The 23,758-nt window shown below is 38.4% G+C and carries 19 protein-coding genes; 6 read left to right on the top strand and 13 right to left on the bottom strand.

Annotated elements, in window-relative coordinates:
* Positions 1–4: 4 nt before the first annotated feature.
* The 3 genes from JET18_RS21135 to JET18_RS21145 all read right to left on the bottom strand — a co-directional run bounded on the left by JET18_RS21135 (position 5) and on the right by JET18_RS21145 (position 4,029).
* A complete protein-coding gene (locus JET18_RS21135; protein ID WP_202094548.1) occupies positions 5–751 on the bottom strand; it encodes a hypothetical protein in 747 nt (248 codons plus the stop codon).
* A gap of 18 nt (positions 752–769) precedes the next feature.
* Positions 770–2,983, bottom strand: coding sequence for a type VI secretion system Vgr family protein (locus JET18_RS21140; protein ID WP_202094550.1), 2,214 nt, complete (start codon positions 2,981–2,983; stop codon positions 770–772).
* A gap of 206 nt (positions 2,984–3,189) precedes the next feature.
* Complete coding sequence (locus JET18_RS21145) at positions 3,190–4,029, bottom strand: head GIN domain-containing protein (protein ID WP_202094552.1); 840 nt, start codon at positions 4,027–4,029, stop codon at positions 3,190–3,192.
* A gap of 59 nt (positions 4,030–4,088) precedes the next feature.
* Between JET18_RS21145 and JET18_RS21150 the strand changes: the two genes are divergently transcribed.
* Complete coding sequence (locus JET18_RS21150; RefSeq protein WP_202094553.1) at positions 4,089–6,230, top strand: M3 family metallopeptidase; 2,142 nt, start codon at positions 4,089–4,091, stop codon at positions 6,228–6,230.
* Positions 6,231–6,395: 165 nt separating this feature from the next.
* On the opposite strand, the gene JET18_RS21155 is transcribed toward JET18_RS21150, so the two are convergent.
* The gene (locus JET18_RS21155) at positions 6,396–7,589 is read right to left on the bottom strand and encodes a hypothetical protein (RefSeq protein WP_202094554.1); all 1,194 of its coding nucleotides are present in this window, start codon (positions 7,587–7,589) and stop codon (positions 6,396–6,398) included.
* Positions 7,590–7,646: 57 nt separating this feature from the next.
* Positions 7,647–9,527, bottom strand: a complete 1,881-nt coding sequence (locus tag JET18_RS21160; protein ID WP_202094555.1) for a hypothetical protein — start codon at positions 9,525–9,527, stop codon at positions 7,647–7,649.
* Positions 9,528–9,766: 239 nt separating this feature from the next.
* Between JET18_RS21160 and JET18_RS21165 the strand changes: the two genes are divergently transcribed.
* A complete protein-coding gene (locus JET18_RS21165) occupies positions 9,767–10,144 on the top strand; it encodes a YchJ family protein (RefSeq protein WP_202094556.1) in 378 nt (125 codons plus the stop codon).
* Between the two features lie 41 nt (positions 10,145–10,185).
* Here JET18_RS21165 and JET18_RS21170 read toward each other — a convergent pair whose 3' ends face one another.
* From JET18_RS21170 to JET18_RS21185, 4 genes are all read right to left on the bottom strand, one after another.
* Complete coding sequence (locus JET18_RS21170) at positions 10,186–10,686, bottom strand: FKBP-type peptidyl-prolyl cis-trans isomerase (protein WP_202094557.1); 501 nt, start codon at positions 10,684–10,686, stop codon at positions 10,186–10,188.
* A gap of 115 nt (positions 10,687–10,801) precedes the next feature.
* On the bottom strand, positions 10,802–11,050 hold the full coding sequence (locus JET18_RS21175) for a VF530 family protein (RefSeq protein WP_202094558.1): 249 nt from the start codon (positions 11,048–11,050) through the stop codon (positions 10,802–10,804).
* Between the two features lie 3 nt (positions 11,051–11,053).
* A complete protein-coding gene (locus JET18_RS21180; protein WP_228728614.1) occupies positions 11,054–11,893 on the bottom strand; it encodes a hypothetical protein in 840 nt (279 codons plus the stop codon).
* 107 nt (positions 11,894–12,000) lie between these two features.
* Positions 12,001–13,026, bottom strand: a complete 1,026-nt coding sequence (locus JET18_RS21185) for an LLM class flavin-dependent oxidoreductase (RefSeq protein ID WP_202094559.1) — start codon at positions 13,024–13,026, stop codon at positions 12,001–12,003.
* A 123-nt stretch (positions 13,027–13,149) separates the two neighbouring features.
* Between JET18_RS21185 and JET18_RS21190 the strand changes: the two genes are divergently transcribed.
* Positions 13,150–13,956 carry a hypothetical protein gene (locus JET18_RS21190; protein WP_202094561.1) on the top strand — a complete coding sequence of 269 codons (807 nt, stop codon included), beginning with the start codon at positions 13,150–13,152 and terminating at the stop codon, positions 13,954–13,956.
* 101 nt (positions 13,957–14,057) lie between these two features.
* Here the strand turns inward: JET18_RS21190 and JET18_RS21195 are convergent, their stop codons facing one another.
* Positions 14,058–16,199: a S9 family peptidase gene (locus tag JET18_RS21195; protein WP_228728615.1), complete on the bottom strand. Its 2,142-nt coding sequence runs from the start codon at positions 16,197–16,199 to the stop codon at positions 14,058–14,060.
* A gap of 796 nt (positions 16,200–16,995) precedes the next feature.
* On the opposite strand from JET18_RS21195, the gene JET18_RS21200 reads away from it, so the two are divergent.
* The 3 genes from JET18_RS21200 (at position 16,996) to JET18_RS21210 (ending at position 19,976) form a co-directional block, all read left to right on the top strand.
* On the top strand, positions 16,996–17,508 hold the full coding sequence (locus JET18_RS21200; protein WP_202094562.1) for a YceI family protein: 513 nt from the start codon (positions 16,996–16,998) through the stop codon (positions 17,506–17,508).
* 416 nt (positions 17,509–17,924) lie between these two features.
* On the top strand, positions 17,925–18,752 hold the full coding sequence (ygiD, locus tag JET18_RS21205; protein WP_202094563.1) for a 4,5-DOPA-extradiol-dioxygenase: 828 nt from the start codon (positions 17,925–17,927) through the stop codon (positions 18,750–18,752).
* A gap of 54 nt (positions 18,753–18,806) precedes the next feature.
* Positions 18,807–19,976, top strand: a complete 1,170-nt coding sequence (locus tag JET18_RS21210) for a carboxypeptidase-like regulatory domain-containing protein (protein WP_202094564.1) — start codon at positions 18,807–18,809, stop codon at positions 19,974–19,976.
* 103 nt (positions 19,977–20,079) lie between these two features.
* Here JET18_RS21210 and JET18_RS21215 read toward each other — a convergent pair whose 3' ends face one another.
* From JET18_RS21215 to hutH, 3 genes are all read right to left on the bottom strand, one after another.
* Positions 20,080–21,573, bottom strand: a complete 1,494-nt coding sequence (locus JET18_RS21215; protein WP_202094565.1) for a S8 family peptidase — start codon at positions 21,571–21,573, stop codon at positions 20,080–20,082.
* A gap of 117 nt (positions 21,574–21,690) precedes the next feature.
* Positions 21,691–22,137 carry a GNAT family N-acetyltransferase gene (locus JET18_RS21220; protein ID WP_202094567.1) on the bottom strand — a complete coding sequence of 149 codons (447 nt, stop codon included), beginning with the start codon at positions 22,135–22,137 and terminating at the stop codon, positions 21,691–21,693.
* Between the two features lie 117 nt (positions 22,138–22,254).
* A complete protein-coding gene (gene hutH / locus JET18_RS21225) occupies positions 22,255–23,745 on the bottom strand; it encodes a histidine ammonia-lyase (RefSeq protein ID WP_202094569.1) in 1,491 nt (496 codons plus the stop codon).
* Positions 23,746–23,758: the final 13 nt, after the last annotated feature.

Genomic DNA, 23,758 nt, shown 5'->3' on the forward strand with positions numbered 1-23,758 from the left:
ATATTTACTTTTGAAAATGTGTAGGAATTAGATTGGCTGATGATCTGCTTAATAATACTTGAGTTCCATGCCAAGAACCATTTCTAAAAAAATTATAATAGCCTCTCGCTCTCCAATATAAATTACTCATTCTTACGGCATCTTCGTGACCATAGGTTGAACTTCCAATTACTCTTCCATAACCATGTCCTAATAATTCGTGAGCCAATAATTCTGCTGGTGTAGAATGTCTAGGATATTGTACTCCATTTGGGGCATATGTAAAATCTCCAATATCAGCCTTTGAATCCATAACTACAACTGTTAAAGTTCCACCACCTGGATAAATGGTGTTCACACCTCCACCATAATCATTGTCCGCCTGCAAGCCTTTAGTCTTAGGCTGTAATCCTAGTGTAGTAATGGTACGGGTATTTAACGTTTCATACGTGAAGGTCATGTCCACATAATGTGAATGACTAGAATTTATCGCAAGATAATATGCATACGCTAATGATCGAATATCAGCATTTTGACCTCGGATTGCTGCCTCTAAATCAGCCCTCGTTATGATATGCATCTTTAAACCATTATCTTCTAATTTAAAAATTTTCTTGATGTCTTCATAATTATAAAAAGAATTTTGAATTTCGTTTAAAATTCTCATTCCTGAAACTCTACTTACACCAATTATTCCTCCTGTAATTACTGGAATCGTTTGTTGAAATTTAGTATTTCCATTAATTTTTTTTATTGTCAGAGTTCTTGCCATGATTTAATTACATATGAGTTAAACAGATTCTTCGTTTTTACCTTCGTGCTTAATTTCAACTTCCTGTTTTAAAATAGCTAAGCCATTTTTATCGACAGCTCCTGAATAAGAAATTTCCTTAATCTCTCCATCAATATCATCTTCAATATCAATATTAACCGTTTCTCCTTCTTCAAAATTTCTTGTTTGAACTAATATACTAAGTTTATCGCCTAAAAATGCTGCTTCTGGATTTTCTTCTACCTCCGCATCCATCCATTGAACACTCACAATCTGCTTTTCCTTTGTATACTCAAACGCCCCATTCTCAGGAAGCTTGTTCATCTGAGGAGCTTTATACTCAATCTTATCTTTAGCAGTCAATAATGAATTAGCACCATACACATGCATTCTGTCTTTTGCTCCAAATTCCGTCTGTCCGTCTGTATACCCTATGAATTTCTCTTTGCCATACAGGTCTAAATGGGCTTTTGCTGATATTTCAGTATTGGTTCCGGCATTGATGATGGTTTTCTTACCACTGTCCTGGCTGATCTCCTGCCTGGCAACAATCTTGATATTCTCTCCCACATTGGTGTCCATATTTTTTCCTGCTCTGGTTTCAATATTTTCTTCAATATCAAATTTCAGATTCTTTGATTTTATGGTAATGGTTTCGGGAGCGGTGATGTTGATGTTACTTCCTTCGGTATCAAACCTTAATTCATTTCCGCTTTTGTCTGTGAGCAAAATACTTTCATCCTCTGTAAAGACCAAACGGTGTCCGCTTCTTGTTTGTAAAGATTTCACACGATTGTCTACCCCTCCGCCCAATCCAACACCTCCGTGAAACATTCCGCCCATTGCGAAAGGAAAATCCGGATTGTGGTATTCAAAACCTACCATCACCTGGTCTCCAATTTCTGGAACAGCCACAAATCCTCTGTTTTGGCTTATAACATCTGTTCCTCCAGCATCCGGACTCATCATTCGGATAAAATGAGTAGTATCATTGAGCTGCCAGTCAAATTGCACCTGTATTCTTCCCTGATTCAAAGGGTCAATATTGGAAATGACTGTTGCGATCTGTGGTTCTGCTTTAGGGATTACGAAATCAGGCTTAGGCATAAAACCGGTTCCTTCAGCTATGGCTTCGAAGCTTCCATTATAATAACCTCTGCCATCCACTTCATGATTTACCTCTGTCATCATCAAAGTTGTGAAATGAGAAGTCTCATTAGTGTCCTGATTTCTCATATCTATATCTGCCACACAACCTATGTATAGAAAAGGAACCGTAGTGTTTCCGGAAACGGTAAAAACCTCTACGGCTTTACTTCCTCTTGCACTTTTCTGGGAATCATCCACATCCAGAAACATATTGGCATTAACAGGTGTTGGAGTCAGTGAACGGGTTTTAAAAATATTATTATTCAGTTCATAGGCTTTTGCTGATAAGCTTCCGGTGTGTTTAATCTGATCATCGGAACCCAGCATTTTTGTATGGCTGCTGCCATTGTAACCGAAGTATTCGGGTTTGGTGTGAACTGCTTTTAACTCTACCTGAACATCTGTAATATTACTTCCATAAACAAGTTTAACAGGCTTTTCATGAAGTGGAAGCTTTCCAAAGTGTAATACTTCTCCATCATAATAAAATTGCTCTCCATAAGCTTCTGCCAGTCTTGAAAGATAGTTGTAATGGGTTTCACAGTACTGAGAACTGTAGTTGATGTAGCTTTTGTTCTGCGTATCAACCCTGAAGTCAAAACCATCAGTTCCTAACGCTTCTTTAATGGTTCTCTCAGCAATAATAGAGGTATTTACAGATTGGCTTCCTCCGAAACTTTGGGTATGTGGAGCGGAGTCCATCAGAATGGTCGGGCTATATCCTTTCAGTACAATATTCCCAAGACTCATTTTTTCCTGACTGAATGCTACTTTGGTAACGACCCCTACAAATGATCTTTCTGGACTTTCGTTTTCAGGGTCTTTGTATTTAAAGGCCACTGTCAGTCGTTTTCCCAGAAACTGCTGGGCTTCTTCAAGGTTATGGTTCTGGACTTCTCCCAAAGAATCGTGAGCCAGTATCAGTTCAAAACTGTGGTGTCTTTTTGCACTTTGATGTAAACGGAAATGTTTAAAACCATTGATGATTTTACCATCTGCAACAATATCCAGCTTTATGACACGATTGATACCGACTATTTGATTCTCCGAAATTCTGTCAGAATTGGAGGTTTTATTTTTCATGATTTTTGAGTGTGTTTTTTTTATTTATATCACTAAAGTTAGAAAAAAAACTTCACACCCAATGCAAGACTCCTGATAAATCTTTGAATTTGTAGTAAAACTACGATTCAGAAAAAAAAAGATCTAACTCATTGACACTTAATAAAAAAAACAACCCCTTAACTTTAGAGTTAAAGGGTTATCTAATATTTATTTAAATAATCTGTCTATTGAACGCTTACACTTCCGCCGCTGCTTTCCTGTTTGTTGATGCTCTTCAGCTCACCCTTTTTGGAAACATCAACACTTCCGCCTGAAGAGGCTTCCGCATTCAGAGATGAGACTGCACTGATCATCACACTTGCACCGCTTGATGCATCTGCTTTTACGTTGTCGGCAATCACCCCTTTGGCATTTACACTGCTTGCAGATGAAGAGCTGATATCTGCATTCTTCGTTTTCCCTGAAATATCAATACTTGCAGCTGAAGAGGCATCGATATCAAGATCTACCGCCCATACTTTTCCGCTGAAACTGCTGCTGCTGTCTGCCGAAATATCAAAATCATTAGCTTCAAGATCTCCGGAAACGCTGGCCGCACTGGATATATTCAAATCCATTTTATCCTGGGTAAATTTATCTTTTATCACAATACTCGCCGCTGAATTGGCTGTAAGCTTAGAGAAATCTTTGGTATAGATTTTTGCTTTCACATTGTGGCTGTTCATTACTCTGATTCCTCTTTTGTAATGGATATGAATGCTTCCGTTAGTGTTGTCCACAAGAATTTCATTGATGATATTTTCCGGAGCAGAAATAACCACTTTTTCAACATCGGATTTAATGATCTCAGCATCAATAGCTTGGGAAACTTCTATCTCGTCAAAATCTCCGTTAAATGTTTTCTCTTTCACCGGGCCGCTTTCTTTATCGATTACTTTGTCTACCCAGCCGTTGTTGTTATTGTCATTATTATCATTATTATTACCGTTATTTCTTCTGTCATGTCTTTCATTACAGGCCATCAGCGCGACTGCTGAAAATACAAAAAGAGTTGTTGATTTCATGTTTACTGCTTTTATAAATTAAGTTTTTAATATCTTTATACTTTAATAACAACTAATTTATGAAAAATATTTCATCGGTATTGTTAATTTCTGCCCTGGCACTTAACCAATCATGTACTACAATGAAGAAAACCGATACTCAACAGGAGGTTCCTGTTACCGATCCATCTTTGTCTTCCAACCCATTTATGAAGAAAAGCAAGCTTCAATATGAAGCTCCGGAATTCGATAAAATTAAAAACGAACATTTCAAACCCGCTTTCGAATTCGGTCTTAAACAGCATGATGCTGAGATCCTTAAGATCGCCAACAATCCGGAAGCCCCTACTTTTGAAAATACTATTGTTGCTTTGGAAAAAAGCGGTGAGGTTCTGAAAAGAGCTTTAATTGTTTTCTCCAATCTTACAAGCGCGAATACAAACCCTACCCTTCAGGCTTTAGATGAAGAATATGCTCCTATTTTTGCAGCCCATTCAGATAAAATGTACCTGAATGAAAATTTATATAAAAGAATCAAGTCCATTAAAGAAGACGGTTTAGATGCCGAAGGAAAAAGACTTGTCCAATATTACCAACAGAATTTTGAAATTGCAGGCGCTAATCTTTCTGCATCAGATAAGGAAAAATTAAAGCAGATCAATCAGGAGCTGGCTTCTCTTTCTACGCAGTATGCCAATAAATTACTGGAAGCAAGAAAACAGGGCGGCGTCTTTTTCTCTGATGCCAAAGAACTGGACGGACTTTCTGCCGATGAGATCGAAGCCACAGCCACTGATGCTAAAACCGCAGGACAACCTGGAAAATATCTTCTGGCTCTTCAGAATACCACACAACAGCCTCTTCTTCAGAATCTGAAAAACAGATCGACAAGAGAAAAATTGTTCAAAGCTTCATGGCTGAGAGCTGAAAAAGGTGACGGAAATGATACCCGTGAAACCATTGAAAAACTGGCTAAACTCAGACTTAAAAAAGCTCAGACCTTAGGTAAAAAAAGCTTTGCAGAATGGAAGCTTCAGGACCAGATGGCTAAAACACCGGAAGCAGCGACTAAGCTGATGAACCAGATTGCCACTCCTGCCGTGGAAACTGCAAAACGTGAAGCAAAAGATATCCAGGACCTCATCGACCAGCAAAAAGGCGGTTTCAAGGTAGAACCATGGGACTGGAATTTCTATGCAGAGCAGGTAAGAAAAGCCAAATATGATCTTGATGAAAACCAGATCAAACCTTATTTCGAAGTCACTACTGTTCTGGAAAAAGGGGTTTTCTATGCGGCTGAAAAGTTCTTTGGACTTACTTTCAAAAAGAGAACTGATCTTCCGGTTTATCATCCTGATGTAGTAACCTACGAAGTTTTTGATCATGACGGAAAATCTATCGCGATTTATTATCTTGATTTTTATACCAGAGATTCTAAAAACGGCGGCGCGTGGATGAGCAATTTTGTGGAGCAGTCTTATCTTCTGGGAACAAAGCCTGTGATTGTAAACTGCTACAACTATCAGAAACCTGCTCCGGGAAAACCATCCCTGATCAGCTATGATGATGTTTCTACGATGTTCCATGAATTTGGCCACTCTATCCACGGAATGTTTGCAAGCCAGAAATATCCTTCACTTTCGGGAACAAGCGTACCGAGAGATTTCGTGGAATTTCCTTCGCAGATCAATGAGCACTGGGCTTTAGATCCTGTAGTTCTTAAAAATTACGCGATTCACTACGAAACAAAACAGCCGATTCCTCAGGCATTGGTTGAAAAAATAAAAAAAGCAGCGACTTTCAATCAGGGATATATGACTACGGAACTTGTGTCTGCAGCAGCGCTTGATATGGATTGGCATACGGTGACCAATGAAAGTCAGCTGATTCCTGTACTGGATTTTGAAAAACAGTCATTAGCCAGCCACGGATTTACATTGGCAACGGTACCGCCGAGATACCATACTCCTTATTTCGCGCATATCTGGGGCGGAGGATACTCAGCTGGATATTATGCTTATTTATGGTCTGAGACCCTTGATAACGATGCATGGGAATGGATTAAAAATAATGGCGGACTGACCAGAGAAAATGGTGACCGTTTCAGAAAATATATTCTTTCTGTAGGAAACTCTGTAGATCTTAATCAGGCATTCAGAGATTTCACAGGACATGATCCGGATATTAAGCCTTTATTGAGAAACAGAGGTTTTATAAAATAATATATCAGGAAGCACCCTTTTTGGGGTGCTTCTTTTTTTACTGTTAATTTGATTCGTAACCTGATTTGACATCAAAAATTTGCATTCCTAAAACCAAGATGCTTTTTTGAAGGCGGTTTTTCAAATATTTTTTGAAAATGATTATTAAGAAATTCATTTTTAATGTTAATCTGTATAAATGATGGGTTGTTCGCCTTCGGTATCACGATAATCTTTTAATCCGTTTAATAACCCCGAAGGTTTATAATTTGTAAATTCATCATGCTCCCTATAAAACAAATTATAATCATCTCTGTAACGTAAAAACACGTCATGTATGAATTTTTCATCATTATTACTGATCGACATTATATTCATTTTTTTGACGCCTTTATTAATAGCCCTACTGTCCCAAAATTCATCGGTTCTAAGTCCTGAAAAACTGGCAAATTGTTTAGGTGTAAAAAGAAGTCCTTCATAAGTCAGAATCATAGACCATACATAGTTTCCCGCTTCATTAGCATTATATAATGTTCCATCAATAGCAAAAAGATAATCCAGCTTTGATCTTACTCCTTCTTTTTTACCAGTATTTAATTCAAACAAATTATACAACTGATTTTTGAAATCCAATAATTTCCGATTATTTTTTAAAGGTCCTGCATTGGATTCTCTTGCCACTACATCTTCTTTATTCCAGTTTCGCATACCTGCTGTAGTAAATACAAACCGCCCGTATCCTAAGAGATTTATCAGATCCTGCCTTTCAAGCTCATATATTCCTGAAAATGCAGGTGTTTTACTTTTATACCCTTTTTCATTTCTCCCATATATGGTCATCATAGAGTTTGTAGAATAGCGTTTCCCTTTATAAGTTACATATACTGACTCACTTTCAGCATCAGGAGGAAGGTTATTTTTTTCTTTTTTAATTACTGTTAAATACTCTTTTCCATTATCCTGGAATGTGTAGTCTTTTCCTGCTTCTTCATTAATAAAATCCCACCGTTGCTGCTCCAGTCTTGCATTTCTATTGTAATCAGGTCCGTCATATGGCATTACAGGTCTCTGATAGGACATCATCTGCTGCCAGGGCTCTTTCGGCTCTACAGCTTTTGTCTGTAGTGCTTTGGGAGTGTTTTTATTTTGGCTATAATCTGTATAATTTTGTGGCATCCATTGGTTCCAGCTTAAACGTGCCTGTTCTGATTTTTCAGAATCGTACTGCTGCCACCATTTAGGTTTAATTTTATCCGCTGTAACGACGACTTCCTCCAATTCTCCCCAGTTTTTTATTTTTGCTACTGTACCATCGGTATATACAAGGGTTACTGTACCATCTTCGTTATCTATAGTTGTTAATACTTTTTTCTCTGGCATAACGTTATTTTTTTATCCTCCGTAGCTTTGCAGTACGGAGGATTGGTTATTAAATCATTATATTTTCTCTTCCGACGTGCCATTGCAACCGCAACCTCCACTTTGTGGTACATCACAACAGTCTGTGAAAATTTTCTTATAGAGTTTGGCTTTTTCCATTGCATCATCTATTTTGTCGATGATACCCATGGCCTGATCTATACGCTGTTTCTCCTGCTCCCACTGTTGTGTTTCCATTTCAAAACGTCCGGCTGCGCGCTTGATTTCGTTTCCTGCAATGCTATTTTGAAGTTCTAAAGTCTCATTATTTAATTGAGCTCCCAATACAGCAGCACTTTGTAAATTTTGATTGTAGCAATCCAGCGCTTCACCCTGTCCTAATAATGCATCTACTATAAGAGAAGGAGTACGCATTACTCTGTGGGTTACATCCAGAATAATTCCGTCTACAGATTTATCATTATACATTTGTGAAAGGCCTTTACGTTTACGAACATAGTATGTCGTTTGTGCAGGAATTTCAGGATTGATACAATTTCCAAGTTTTTCTTCCACTTTTTCTATAAAGCTGGACGGAACACCCTGGTAGTTATAAATACTGCATAAATAACTATATACCTGGTTTTTGATCTGATTAACCGCATTTTCGTCAACCAATATTTCTCTAAGCAATTCAGGAAGCTGTGCCAGCTTTACGGTGCGTTTGCTCTCAGGAAATCCATTGTAATAAACAAATGAAACATCGTGCAGGTAGGTAACACTGAAATATTCCTGTAATAATTGGCGGAAAACAAAATTCAGCACTCTGCTTTTATTGATATTTTCCAATTCACGAACGATCGTTTCTTCATTTTCATTAATACGAAGACTGCTGCTCTCTGAATTAACATCAATCTGACGCATACTGTCTGCCTTTGAAACATGGTGACTCACAGAACCAACAAGATTGCTTACCTGGGTTTGTACACTGGAATTGAAAGTAGAACCCTCTGTATTGCTTCCTTGCCCACCTCCGCCTCCGCCGATGGATAAGAACCCAAGATTCAGGCCGATACTTCCACCGGCATTCCACCCTCCGGTTTTAGAAGTCGTTTCTTCCTTAGATGATCCGGTTGTAAACTGCGTTTCTTTTTCTACGGTATTTTGCAGATCATCTGCACTTGATTCACTGTAACTGTCCAATACATTTTGTGACTGTTCTTTTTTAGTTTCATCGTGCTGATATGAACGAACTGTGATTGTAGTTTTTTCTCCGGGAAGTAAAGAGAATGTTTTAACAGTTTGTCCCGCTCCGTAATCTCCAAGGTAAGAAGCCATTTTCAGGTGAAGCACCATACTTAAGGTAGGATTGGCTTCCTTCGGTCTGGGAATATATAAAACTTCCGGTTTTTTTGAAAAACGCTCAACTGCTACAGGCATCAGACCTTTGGACAGTTTTTGAGCAATTAAATCATCGTCAATAAATTCTGCCTTCACTACATCTTTAATGTTAATGGTAGGAAGTACACTTTTTACTTCGGCTATTTTTGCCCCGTCATTTCTTACAGCCTGCAGCTGAATAAACTCAGGAGCAAAAGCTTTAGTTTGCTGTAATTTATTCAATAATGTTGTCTTTGTAATGGCAGACAGTTCTGTAGCCTGCAGTTTAATATTCTTATCAAGAATGGCAAAATTCTGAATAAGATTATTGTCAGTTTTAATGGCTTCCTTAATACCTTGTGTATTGAGTTGCTTTACCTCATCTATGGCAGTCCAGTAAGTGGATTGCGTTTGGGTATACTGCTCTTTCTTAAACAATTCCTTAGAAATATTAAGTCCCACATAACTTACAGAATTGTAAGTGGTTTGCTGAGGCAGGTTATAATTAAGGATTGAAGCTTTTCCGTTATCCTCCAGTTTTACAAAGGGGGATTTAGGGTTACATGATGATGTGTCCATAAAATAAATTTTTTAAAGGTTAATAAAAATGATTGGGTGCGCACTTTTCTTGGTTCATCACTCAGTTGTGATCTTATCCAAAAGTATAACCCTACGACGCCAGAACTCGACGTGTTAAAATTTATTTATGAATACTTATACAAAACTTCTAAAACCTATTTGCCTGCTTCTGTTGTTTAATATTTAAATATTAATTTTGTCTTTCCGTAAGAGAAATATCTGATTTAAATTATTACATAATGAACTGTCCCTGCTGCTCAGGAAAATTATACGAAGAATGCTGCAAGCCTTATCACAAGGGAGAAAAGCATGCACCAACCGCAGAAGCTCTGATGCGTTCCCGTTTTTCAGCATTTGCTGTTCCGAACGGAGCTTATTTAATGGAGACCACATTTCCATCGAAAAGAAAACTTCACAACAGGGAAGATCTTCAGGAGTGGGGAGAAATCAATGAATGGACAAAACTGGAAATTATAGACAAGCCTTCTGTCAGCAAAGTTGAATTTAAGGCCTATTATACAGATGAGGAAGGGCATCAGCAGGTTCATCACGAATTATCAAAATTCAAAATGATTCAAAACCGCTGGTTTTATGTAAGTGGAGAATTTTTAGAATAAAGAAAAAAATGTCCGGAAAAAATCCGGACATTAAGTATGGTTTAGTGAGCTTCTGTTCCGTCTATTCCATGAGAATGACCGTGAGACAGTTCTTCTTCTGTTGCAGGACGTGTATTTAAAATTTCCACCTGGAAATCTAAAACCTTCCCAGCCATTGGGTGGTTAAGGTCTGCCACTACTCCTTCAGGAGTTACCTCTACTACAAATGCCTGGAAATTATTTCCCTGACCATCTGATAAAGGCAAAATAGCACCAATAGGCGGAGTTCCTGATTCCTGGAACATATCGATAGGCAGCTGCACGATTGAATTCGGATCTTTTTCTCCGTAAGCTTCTTCTGCTTCAATAACAAAAGCAGCTTTATCTCCGGCTTTCAGACCAAGGATATTCTGTTCAAACTTAGGGATCATTCTTCCTACACCGTATAAAAATGTAAGAGGGTTTTCTGCTGTCGTTTCTTCTACAAGAATCTTGCTTCCATCCGGTTCGATTGTGTGAAGTACATAACTTACTGCTACAACATGATTATTTTCAATTGTCATATTCTTTCTTTTTTTTCGTGATATTTTTTCACAGTTAACTGCACAAATATACTATTTTTTGAAATGATTGGTTCCTGATACATTGTAAAACAAAAATCTCAAAACACTATACCTATCAGTTTCCGTTCTTTTCTCCGTTTCGTTTTTTCTGTCTCAATACGTACAGATACAGGCTTTCCACTTTGGTTCTTGCCCATGGTGTTTTCCGGAGAAACTTCAGGGAAGAGCTTATGCTGGGGTTATCTGTAAAACATTTTATATTGATCTGCTCGCCCAGTTTCTCAAAGCCTTCATAGTATTCTACCAGCTCTTCAAGAATTGCATCGAGTCTTTTTCCGTGTAAAGGGTCTTGGGACTGTGACATTAATTATTTATTATTCTTTACTTGATTCCTCTCTTTTATAGTTTCTGACATTTTTTCAAAATCTTTAGATTTCATCACCATCAAATTTTCAGATCCGGTATCCCAGATACTTATATATTTTTTTGAAACAACTGTATAATTTTTCCAATTTGTAAATCTCTGATAAAGCATTAAAGTGCATACATCCGTAGGGGTAATTGTCTGCCAGTTATCCAATATATGAGTGTGCGCACCTCCAACTGTTGATTCATTTTCTTCATGAAGTTTTTGTACAACCATTCCCTGATGAAGTTTCTCAACATTTTTAATTTCATTTCTTTCATTAAAATGAATCAGGTAGTCGTTCCCGAAAATTACAGTATTCGATGCAGATGTTCCCGTCAAAATATATACTTTTTTTAAATTATTTCTAATAACGGGAACTAAATTAAGATTAGTGTTTTTGTAAACCTTAAAAATAGTGTCATTCTGTACTCTTTCAAGAGCCTTCTGCCTTATGGTAAAATAATCCTGCTCCTTTGGCGTAAATTCTCTTTCTTCAAAATCCGTTTTAGCATCTTTCGGGTTGTAATTGGCAGGAAAGGATATTGTTCCGATGACTTTATGATTCTTGGAAAAGAAAACACATTTTGGAACTTTATCATCTATATAAGAAAAATATCCCCCAACATCATCCATGTTTTTATAATTTTCCCTGAAAACATCTGTACCATACCAACTGGCCATTTCACTGCGATACAGCTCTACACCTTCTTCTTTCACTTCTTTTGCAATTTTCTCTACGTTCTGAGCATACATCATCAAGCAAATAAAAGTGGCAAAAACCGTCAGAATTTTTTTCATTTTAAATAGTTTTAACCAAAAATACCATTAATTAACAGAATTCCAATTTTTATAAACATATGCACTAAAAATAAAAACCTCCGCAGAATCAATGCGGAGGGTTCATTTTATAAATTCTGAATAACCGGTTTCACTTTTTCGCCGAACAATTCAATAGATTTCATCATAATATCATGCGCCGGATCACCAATATCCATATGCCCGATGAATCTTGTGATGCCAAAAATCTCTTTCATATAAGCAATTTTATCAGCAACTTCTGCAGGATTCCCAATGAACAGTGCGCCATCTCTTCCTCTTCCGCCGTCATACTGCATTTTGGTATACGGAGCCCAGCCTCTTGTTGCCCCGATTCTGTCCATCTGGGATTTATAGTTATTGAAATATCCGTCCACCACAGCTTTATCATCGCTTACAAAAGTATGCGAATGAATGGCAATCTGCATTTGAGATACATCATGTCCCGCTTTCTGGTATTCCTGCTTGTAGAATTCCACTAAGTTTTTAAACTGTACCGGCATTCCCCCGATAATGGCTACCACCAAAGGCATTCCTAGTTTCGCAGCACTTAAAACAGACTGCGGTGTTCCTCCTACTGCTCTCCAGATTGAAAGCTTTCCGTCATTTTTTGCTCTTGGATAAACCGTCTGGTTCTGCATTGGAGCACGAAGCTTTCCGGACCAGGTTACATTTTCTTCTGAATTGATTTTTAACAGCAATTCTAATTTTTCATCAAAAAGCTCTTCATAGTCATTTAATGAATAGCCGTATAATGGAAATGATTCAATAAAGCTTCCTCTTCCGACAAATATTTCAGCTCTCCCGTCTGAGATCAGATCCAAAGTTGAAAAATCTTCATATACTTTTACAGGCTCAGAAGAACTTAAAACAGTAACTCCACTTGCCAGTTTTATATTTTTGGTGATACTTGCAGCAGCGGCCAGCACCATTTCCGGTGAAGAAACAGCATAGTCGGGACGGTGATGCTCTCCCATCGCGAAAACATCAATTCCCACCTCATCCATCAATTTTACCTGATCCAGTATTTCACGGATCTTCACGCCTGCATCTCTATATTTTCCGGTTGCCTGATCAAAAGCCAGGTCGCCAAACATTCCTATTCCTAATTCCATATTTTCGATTTTTATGTTTTACATTTTTAGATTAACAAAATTACAAATGACAGGTGTGAAAAGCATTGACCTTTGTTAAGAATGGATTTCGCTATATTTAGAGCTTATCACAATTCTTTACCTATGAAATCTATTTTTGCTTTTCTTTTGATTTTATCAACCGGATTCTGCTTTTCACAGAACAAAACCGAGATCTATGTTATCGGTAACATCCATGACAGCGTACCCAATTATCATCCTAAAATTTTGTTCAGCATTTTGGATAAAGTACAACCAGACATTATCCTTCATGAAGTAGACAGCCGCGGCATGAAAGAATATGAAAACGGCATTGGCATTACAGAGAATGAAATCAAAGCAAGTAATTCTTACCTGCAGAAATATCCAAAAACATTAAGATTTCCGTTTGATTTTGAAGGCAGAAACCAATACAGAAAAGACAGAGGAATGGTTCCGACGGATAATTTATCAGTTAAATTAATTGACAGCCTGTATAAAGCCAAGAAACTGGCTCCTTCTGAAATGAAACTATATGAAAATTTCACAAATACCACCAAAGATTTGATGAAAATCGCGCAACTATCCCCGAAGAATTTTAATAATGCAGCCACAGATCAGATTTCTGAAAAAAGACAGAGTGCACAATATTCCGATTTACTGAAAATCATAGAAGGAAGGCCTGAATTTACGGCAAGATTTGTGGTGAAACCCAATGGAAAAAAGATCAGCTACAGAGACGGATTTAAGCTGATGTCCGGATTCTGGGATCTCCGAAACCAGACCATGGCTAAAAATATTTATAAAATTGCTGAAACGTATCCCGGCAAAAAGATCGTTGTGCTGACCGGTTTTCTTCACCGGTATTATATCTTAAAAGAACTGAAAAGAATCAATAACGGCACCTATATCATTAAAGAATTTTACGATTAAACTATAATATCCCGATCAGCTTAATCATTTTAATCTGCATGAGATAAAAAAATACTTCAACATTAAAAAAAGAAATCCAGCCTTGCGGCTGGATTCTGTTATTATTTCTTCAAATACTGGTCAAAATAGTCTGTCACTTTCTGCATCAGGTGAACCCTGTCTTTCCCGATTACATTGTGCGGATGTCCCGGATAGGCAAAGTAATCCAGCTGAACACCATTGTCTACCGCAGATTTGATAAATTTAATGGAATGCTGCCATACCACCACATCATCCTGAGCTCCGTGGATCATCAGTAATTTCCCTTTTAGGTTCTGAACTTTATCCAAAAGATTGGCTGCCGCGTATCCCTGAGGATTTTCCTGCGGTGTGTCCATATATCTTTCGCCATACATGATTTCGTACATTTTCCAGTCGATTACCGGTCCTCCGGCAACGCCTACCTTGAATACATCAGGTTTACGAAGCATAAAGCTCGTTGTCATAAATCCACCAAAGCTCCATCCGTGAATTCCCATTCTTTCTGCATCTACATAAGGAAGAGATTTTAAATAGTCTACCCCTTTCATCTGGTCGTTCATTTCCGTTGTTCCCAGGTTTCTGAAAACAGCCTGTTCGAATTTCATTCCACGGTTTGCAGAACCTCTTCCGTCCATAGTGAAAATAATGTAGCCGTTTTGCGCCATATATTCATACCAAAGGTTTCCGGATGCCGGGAATGTATTGGTCACCAGCTGCAGATGCGGCCCGTTGTACAGATAAACGATAACAGGATATTTTTTACTGGCATCAAAATCTGTTGGAAGAATGATTTTCCCGTAAAGCGGTGTTCCGTCATCAGCTTTCAGCTCTACATTCTTAATTTCCGGTCTCTGGTAATTTTTTAACGGATTATCAGCGGTAAGAATGTTGGTAGACTTAGCTGTCGCGGTATTGATGATATTCGCAGATCTTGGCGTCCCTGCATTGCTGTAAATATCATAAAGATAATTTCCGTCACTGCTCAGGATTCCCGTGTGTACACCGGATGCATCATCTAAACGCTGCATTTTAAAGCTGGTCCAGTTGATCTTGTATAAATGTTTTTCCATAGGAGTCTCTTTCGTAGATGTGAAATAGATCTCCTTTTTCTTTTCATTAAAGCCTAAGATATCGGTTACCAGCCAGTCTCCTTTTGTAATCTGAGCAACCAGCCCTTTTTCCAGACTGTAGTGAAAAAGATGGTTATATCCCGTTCTCTGACTCTGCCAGATAAAATCGGTATTGGAATTCGGGAAGAAAGTAAGCGGATGCTGAGGCTCTACATATTTGTCACTGGTTTCTTCAAACAACGTTTTGATAAAATTTCCTGTAACAGCATCGTACTGATTCATTTTAACATGATTCTGGCCACGGTTCAGAACGCCTACAAAAATATATTTTGAATCCGGGCTCCAGGTAACGGCTGTTAAGTACTGGTCTTTTTCTCCTTCAATTTTAAGAAAAGTAGTTGATTGGTTTTTAATATTGTAAACACCCAGCGTCACCTCATGAGATTTCTCGCCAGCCATCGGATACTTGATATTGTGGTTTGCGGCAGGTGTTACAGACCAGTCAATGATCGGATAATCTGCCACCATCGTCTGATCCATTCTGTAGAAAGCTACGGCTTCAGAGTTGGGAGCCGGGAAAATTCCGGTATCAATTCCGAATTCATTCCTGTGAACTGCTGCGCCTCCGTTGATGATATTTTCATCAGAATCATTGGTTACGGCAGTTGTTTTTCCGTTTTTGCTGATAAATAAATTGTTCTTTACCGTAAAGGCAAAAGTCTGGTTATCTCCGAATACTTTTACATTAGACGCATTTTCGTCTACTGCAGCCGAAGTTTTTACTTTCCAGTCACTTCCTGATTTTTCAATCCAGACCATTTTATCTTTGGCATTGAAATAACCATTTGAACTGCTGATAAATTTGATTTGAGGAACAGCCTTCAGTTTTGCATCAGAAAATGATTTGTTGAGCTGCGTCAAAGATACCAGAGTATCCTGCTTATTCGTCTTCAGATCAGTGATCAGGTAACCGCCTTTTACAGCCTGGATATATGATTTACCGTCTGCAGACCATGAAAATTGGGAGATATTTTTCACGGCAAGATTCGATCTCAGTCCATTTACTGCCTCCGCCATTGTAAATTTTTGGGTCTGCGCCATTGCAGTACTGCCCAAAACCAGCATCAATAAAGAAAATCTATATAATTTCATTGTATAAAATTGAATCCTTCAAAAGTAAGAAATAAAAATCATCCGTTAATTAATGTTAAAATAAAACATTCATAAAATAGGATTTATGTATTGATAAAAATAAATTCTTAACTTTAATAGACAATGATGGTGAATTGTCAATCGTCAATGGTGAATTTTTATAGCCGCCATAATTCACCTTTCACTTGCGAAGCAAAATTGGCCATTCACAGATAATGACGGTGAATTGTCAATCGTCAATCGTCAATTGTGAATTTTAATGCCCGTCATAATTCACTATTCTCTTGCGAAGCAAAATTGACCATTCACAGATAATGACGGTGAATTGTCAATCGTCAATGGTGAATCGTCAATTGTGAATTTTTAATGCCCGCCATAATTCACTATTCGCTTGCAAAGCAAAATTGACCATTCACAGAGAATCAGGGTGAATTATCAATCGTCAATTGTGAATTTTTTTAGCAGCCATAATTCACTATTCTCTTGCGAAGCAAAATTGACCATTCACAGATAATGACAGTGAATTGTGAATCGTCAATGGTGAATTTTTATAGCCGCCATAATTCACCTTTCACTTGCGAAGCAAAATTGACCATTCACAGATAATAATGGTGAATTGTCAATCGTCAATGGTGAATTTTTTATAGCCGCCATAATTCACCTTTCACTTGCAAAGCAAATTGACCATTCACATAAAAAAACAGGCGTTATTTCATTTCTTAACCTATATCAATGACTTGTATATGCTTCCTGCCCTACATTTGCAGTATCAATAACAAATAAAAAATACAATACAATGGCAACAAAATGGAACCTAGACCCAACGCATAGTGAAATTACTTTTAAAGTAAAACACATGATGATTTCTAATATCAAAGGAAACTTCAGAACTTTCAATGCTGAAATTGAAGCTGAAGACGATTCTTTCAGCAACGCCAAAACAACCGCTACAATTCAGACGGATTCTGTATTTACAAATAATACAGACCGAGATAATCACTTAAAGTCTGCTGAATTTTTCAATGCAGAGACTTATCCTTCCATCACATTTGAATCTCAGGCTCTTAATGACAAGATCACCGGAAACCTTACTGTAAATGGTGTGACAAAACCAATTACTTTAGATGTAGATTTCGGGGGAATCAATGTAGATCCATGGGGAAACACAAAAGCAGGTTTCTCTTTTGAAGGAAAAATCAACAGAAAAGATTTCGGACTGAACTGGAATGCAGCCCTTGAAGCAGGCGGTGTAATGGTAAGCGAAGAAGTAAAAATAGCCGGAGAATTACAGTTTGTAAAACAAGCGTAATAAAAAATCGGATTTTTTGACGGAGGGAGCCACAAAGTGGCGACTTAACAAAGAATAGGATGCAATCCTATTAAAAATATCCGAAGAATCACAATTCGTAAAACAAGCGTAATAAAAAACGAATATTTTCACAGAGGGAGCCACAAAGTGGCGACTTAACAAAAAATAGGATGCAATCCTATTAAAAATATCCGAAGAATTACAATCCATAAAACGGCGTAATAAAAAACGAATATTTTCACAGAGGGAGCCACAAAGTGGCGACTTAACAAAGAATAGGATGCAATCCTATTAAAAATATCCGAAGAATTACAATTCGTAAAACGGTGTAATAAAAAAATATCCATAAAAGGTATAACATAAAAGGTTCAGGGATTTTCTAAAAACCTTGAACCTTTTTCAATATTGATCAATCTATGAACCTCAACGATCTCCAAAACATCAGTCAGAATTTTGGGAATACCCAAAGAATGCCCGTTTTATTTCTCGGGCACGGCTCTCCTATGAATGCTATAGAAGAAAACCAGTTTGTCCGGGGATTCAGAAAAGCAGCGCAGGAAATTCCAAAACCTAATGCCATTCTGTGTATTTCTGCACACTGGTACACACAGGGAACTTACGTAACGGCTATGGATATGCCCAGAACAATCCATGATTTCGGAGGTTTTCCAAAAGCATTGTTTGATGTTCAGTATCCTGCTCCCGGAAGCCCGGAACTGGCCAGAGAAACAGTTGAGCTCCTTACCCCTGTTTTGGTGGAGGAAGATCATAACTGGGGGCTTGATCACGGTGCATGGTCGGTCATCAAACATATGTATCCCGAGGCTGATATTCCTGTGATTCAGCTAAGCATAGACTATACAAAACCTCCTCAGTATCATTTTGATCTGGCGGCAAAACTGAATAAGCTTCGTGAAAAAGGCATTCTGATTATCGGAAGTGGAAATATTGTTCACAATCTCCGTCTCATCGACTGGAAAAATATAGATACGGTAGGTGCCGGATGGGATTGGGCTATAGAAGCAAGAGAGAAGACCAATAACTGGCTGCTGGACGGAAATTTCCAGAATATTATAGACTACCGGAAACAGGGAACATTTTTGCAGTATGCAGTGCCTACACCGGATCATTACCTTCCCCTGATGTATACTTTAGGTTTAAAAGATCGCTCTGAAAGTCTTTCTCTATTCAATGATGAGCTGATCGGCGGATCTTTAAGCATGACGAGTGTAAGGATCGGATAAATCTCACTTTTCTTCCTTTTTTTATCACTAGAAATTTAGTAATATTGTTTTACCATGAAAAGAACGATATTACTATTTTTTTTGATCCTTCCGTTGTGTCTGCTAAAAGCACAAATCATTAAAGGCCGTGTGGTGAACGATACCGGAAGCCTTATCCCCAATGTTAATATCTATATAGACGGAACCAGAACTGCAACGGTTTCTAAGGAAGATGGAAGTTTCAGCCTGAGCATTTCTTCGGGAACCTTCGGAAATGTAGTGTTTCAGAAAGATGATTATGAAACTTTTTCTGCTGCAGTTTCAGAGCTTATGAATAAAAACCTGAAAGTAGTTTTAACGAAAACCAATGCCATTGAGGAAATCAGGCTGGTTCCTTACACTCCGGAAGCCTATACGAATTACATCAATTATTTTCTGGATACTTTCATCGGTAGCGACAGGGAAAATGTAAGGATCAAAAACCAAAAATCTCTGAAATTCTCTTACGACAAAAAAAATAGATTCCTGAAAGTAAAAGCCCCGAATACTTTAATCATAGAAAATAAAAACCTGGGCTACGAAATCCAGTATAATCTTATCAGCTACTCCTCTGACTTTAAGACGAACATGGTGAATTATACCGGGACCAGTTTTTTTAAAGAAACAAAAGGTACGGAGAAGATCAAACTTAACCGGATGAATGCGTATGACGGAAGCATGCTTCATTTTTTCAGAAGTATTTATAACAATACGATTCCGGCAGATAAATTTGTGGTCAATCATGTAGTAAAAGTTCCCAATCCCAAATATCCAACGGAAGAGGAACTGAAAACCCTGGAAAATTTCAGACAGATGGTAAAAAGTTCCGGAATGACAAAAATTCCGGAGAATATCAGTGATATTTCCCAGAGAAAAAACAGTCAGACACCCTACTCGCTGGCCATTGTGAAAACTCTCATTCCCGATTCTGATTACGTGGAAAGAAAAGATGGAAAGGTTCTTTTCAGTTTTAAAGATATGCTTCAGGTGAATTATCAGAAGTATTTCTATGATATGAAAGGAAAGGAACTGGTAAAAAGTCAGTTTCCTGTACAATTATCTTCCTTTCTGCATCCTGAAGGTGAAACATTCGAGGTTTCAAAAGAAGGAAATATCTCGAATCCGGACCTGCTCATCAACGAAGGCGATTTTTCCAAAAATAAAATTGAAAACATGCTTCCGCTGGATTACCAGCTGGGAGACTAAGATATTCCCCTTTATTAAAAAAGAAGATGGAAGCTGGCCGAAAGAAGTTTTTTGATGTACAATAACTTCCCGATTCCAACTTCCATCTTTAACAATATTTATTCTATTGTACTGCTTTTAAAGCATTGATATTTCCATAACCGTAGCTTGAATTTACCGAAGGATAATAGGTAGCAGACTGTCTCATTTTATTCAGCACCTGCTCTCTCGTCCATGAAGGATTTTTTGCCCAGACAAGAGCAGCAATTCCTGCTGTGGCAGCCGTAGCTACTGATGATCCTCCCACGTAATCAGCCTGGTTGTTATAATAACTTAAAACCGGAACTGTATTTCCGTTTGATCTTTCCATCTGGAATGTAAAATCGATCTGGCTTCCGGAGTGGCACACATCACACTTCTGGTTGGAAGTTCCTTCTTTAACTCCCGTTACCGCCTGCGTTTCAGACATGCTTGCCGGGAAAATAACCCCAACAAAAGTGGTGAAGCTTGTGGAAGTTCCTCCTGCGCAGAAGATCAGTTTTCCTTTTGAATACGCATACTTCACACCGTCTTCAATTTTTCCAACCGAGAAAATATGTCCCATAGACATAGAAATAATCTTTACGCTGGTATTATTGGCAAGATCTGTAAAGGCTGTTTTTACACCGTTCTGTTCGCTGGAAGTTTCCAGAACTACATTGGAAGCCGCACGGTAAGTAATTAAATTCGCATTATAAGCTACTCCTACGGGAAGTCCTGCATTGTTTTTCGGGGCTGCCATTACGGAAGCCATCTTTGTTCCGTGTCCGCACTGGTCTGCCGGACCATCTGTAGTGGAACCGTTAACATACGATCCAAACTTGCTGATTGTTCTTCCTGATGAAGCCCCGCTGTTAAAGCTGCTTCCCAGTAAAGTCTGTTCCGGCGAAACTCCGGTATCGATAAGTCCGATGGTAACTCCGGCTCCTGTACTGTAGCCCCATGCGTTCGGGATATTGTGTTGTGTAAAAGCCCATGGAACTTTTGCATTAGGCGTTGTTGAAGTATAATCTGCTGCATTTAAAGCAGTAGATTCAAATCCGCAGCCTGATGATGATCCGCTGGATTTGGCATTGGCATTAAGCCCGTTTTCTACTTCAAAATAATGATAATCTCCCGGTTCTACATATCGGATGGTTTTCATCTTTCTCAAGGCAGAAATAGTTTCTTCCTTTTCAATAAGAACGTCAATCTGGTTAAGATACGTGTCAGAAGTGATTAAAAACCTGGCCTGGTCAACGCCTTCATACTGCTTAATGAGATTCAGGATATCCGCTTCCATGGTTTTGCTGTCTGCGGAAAGACTTCTGTCAAAATCATCCTTCGAAGATCCGAATCCGATGGACACCATTCTGTTTCCTCTGAAAACAGCACTCCAAAGCAGATGATCAGAGCTGTTTTTCCAGTTAAAAGATCCCGTGTTCTTGATCGTACTGTTGATTTCAGCATTGATCTGTTTTCCCGTCAAAGGATCTTTCTGAACCATTTCAGTGGATGGATTTTCTGTGGGAAGTCCGTCACGGGTACACGAATTCAGGGCAAAAAATAATGCCACAAGATAAAATACGCTTTTTTTCATAGTTTTAATTGTATAATTTGGAAACACAATATAACACTTTGATGGGATTTAAAAGCGCAGAAAAAATGAATTTAGTATTACAAGAATATTAATATCCGGTTACACCCTTTAAAAAATTCACACTTGTTTCTCATAACAGACGCTATTATCAACACCTATATATTGACCATAATTAGGAATTCGGCAATACCCTCTTTTTTCGTACAAAGCGATGGCCTCGGGCTGCGCGATTCCTGTTTCCAGAACACACTTGCTGTAGCCTTCTTCTTTAGCCCAGATTTCAAGCTCATTCAAGATTTTTGAAGCGACTCCTTTTCCTCTGTTTTCAGTATCCGTATACATTCTTTTGATTTCAACCGTATCCGCGGAAAAAGGCTTGAAAGCACCACATCCGGCCGCATGATCTCCCGAATACGCTACGACACAGTTTTTGAGCATATCAATGGAATTAAACTGATGATAAAATGCATGATCTTCCCCATCCCGTACAGCCAGATCGGCATCGAGAAGCTTTACTAAATTCTGGAAATCTACGTCTGAGGAATCTGTTCTTTTGGTGATCATTGTTTATTGATTTAAAATTTAATATGATTTAAGCATATAAAGACTAACCCAAAAATACAAAAGCTTCCCGGTGAGAGGAAGCTTAGGATTTATTTATTTTTAATTCATTTGAATTAATCAGGCGTCAACGTTGAATTTTCTTTCGTTAATCAACTCTGCAATGGCCAGCATATCCTTCCCGATCAGCCTGTCGTCTTCAAGCTTTTTTACCTTGGAACGGATCACGGCAAAGTTCTCCTCAATAATTTTAGAACATTTGGAAGGTCTTCTGAACTCTAATCCCTGCGCTGCAAACATCAGTTCAACAGATAATATATTCACCAGATTTCCTAAAACCTGATTAAATTTTCTACCGGAAATACTTCCCATAGAAACGTGGTCTTCCTGTCCTAAACTTGTAGGAATAGAATCTGCCGACGCCGGGAAGCACAGTGTTTTATTTTCCGTCACCAAAGCAGCGGAAGTATATTGCGGGATCATGAATCCTGAATTCAGTCCTGAGCTTTCTGTCAGTAATCTCGGCAATCCGTATTTTCCTTCCAGTAATAAATAGCTTCTTCTGTCTGAAATATTTCCTAATTCAGCTACAGCCAGTGTAGCGTAATCCAGTGGAAGCGCCATCAGCTGTCCGTGGAAGTTTCCACCGGAAATAGATTCCTCAGCACTTAAAACAATCGGGTTATCCGTCACTGAATTAAGTTCCGTTTCTGCCATCAATTTAAGGTGTTCGAAAGCATTTCTGCTGGCACCATGCACCTGCGGCACACATCTCATGGAATAAGGATCCTGAACTCTTTCGCAGTCTTCGTGCGCTTTCATATTTTCAGAACCTTTTAAGAATTTAACCATTCTGGCTGCCACTTTTTTGCTTCCTTCAAAAGGTCTGATCTCATGAAGTTCCTTTTTGAACGGACTTTCGGAACCTCTGTATGCTTCGATACTCATTGCGGCAGTCATATCCGCAAGGTTTAATAAATATTCAAATTTTTCCAGCCCTTTAATGGCGTGGGCTAAAATAAACTGCGTCCCGTTGATCAGTCCCAGACCTTCTTTCGGGCCTAAAGCTAATGGTTCCAGACCGTGTTTCTCCAAAACCTCCATGGTTTCAAAGATCTGATCTCCTTCCCAAACCTGTCCCAATCCAAGCAATGGAAGCACAAGGTGAGCAAGAGGGGCAAGATCTCCGGAAGCTCCTACAGACCCCTGCTCAGGTACTACCGGAATAATATCTTTTTCAAGCATCAGGATCAGTCTTTCAATCACTTCCAGGGAAACACCTGAAAATCCTTTAGACAAAGCATGAACTTTTGCAATGATCATGATCTTGGAAAACTCTTTATTGATAGGCTTCCCAACCCCTACTGCGTGGGAAATAATAAGGTTATACTGCAGCTGTGCCGTTTCATCAGCTGATATCTTAGTATCACAAAGCGGTCCGAAGCCCGTATTGATCCCATAAACACATCTGTCAGACTCTACAATTTTCTGAACATTTTTCTGGGATTTCAGGATCTGTTCTTTGGCAGCTTTATTAAGTTTAGCTTTACCTGGTTTTTTACAGATTTCCAGAACATCATGGAAAGTGAAAACATCTACACCGTATATCATTTCTAAAAATTTC

Source organism: Chryseobacterium endalhagicum (assembly GCF_016745235.1).
GTDB classification, from domain to species: domain Bacteria; phylum Bacteroidota; class Bacteroidia; order Flavobacteriales; family Weeksellaceae; genus Chryseobacterium; species Chryseobacterium endalhagicum.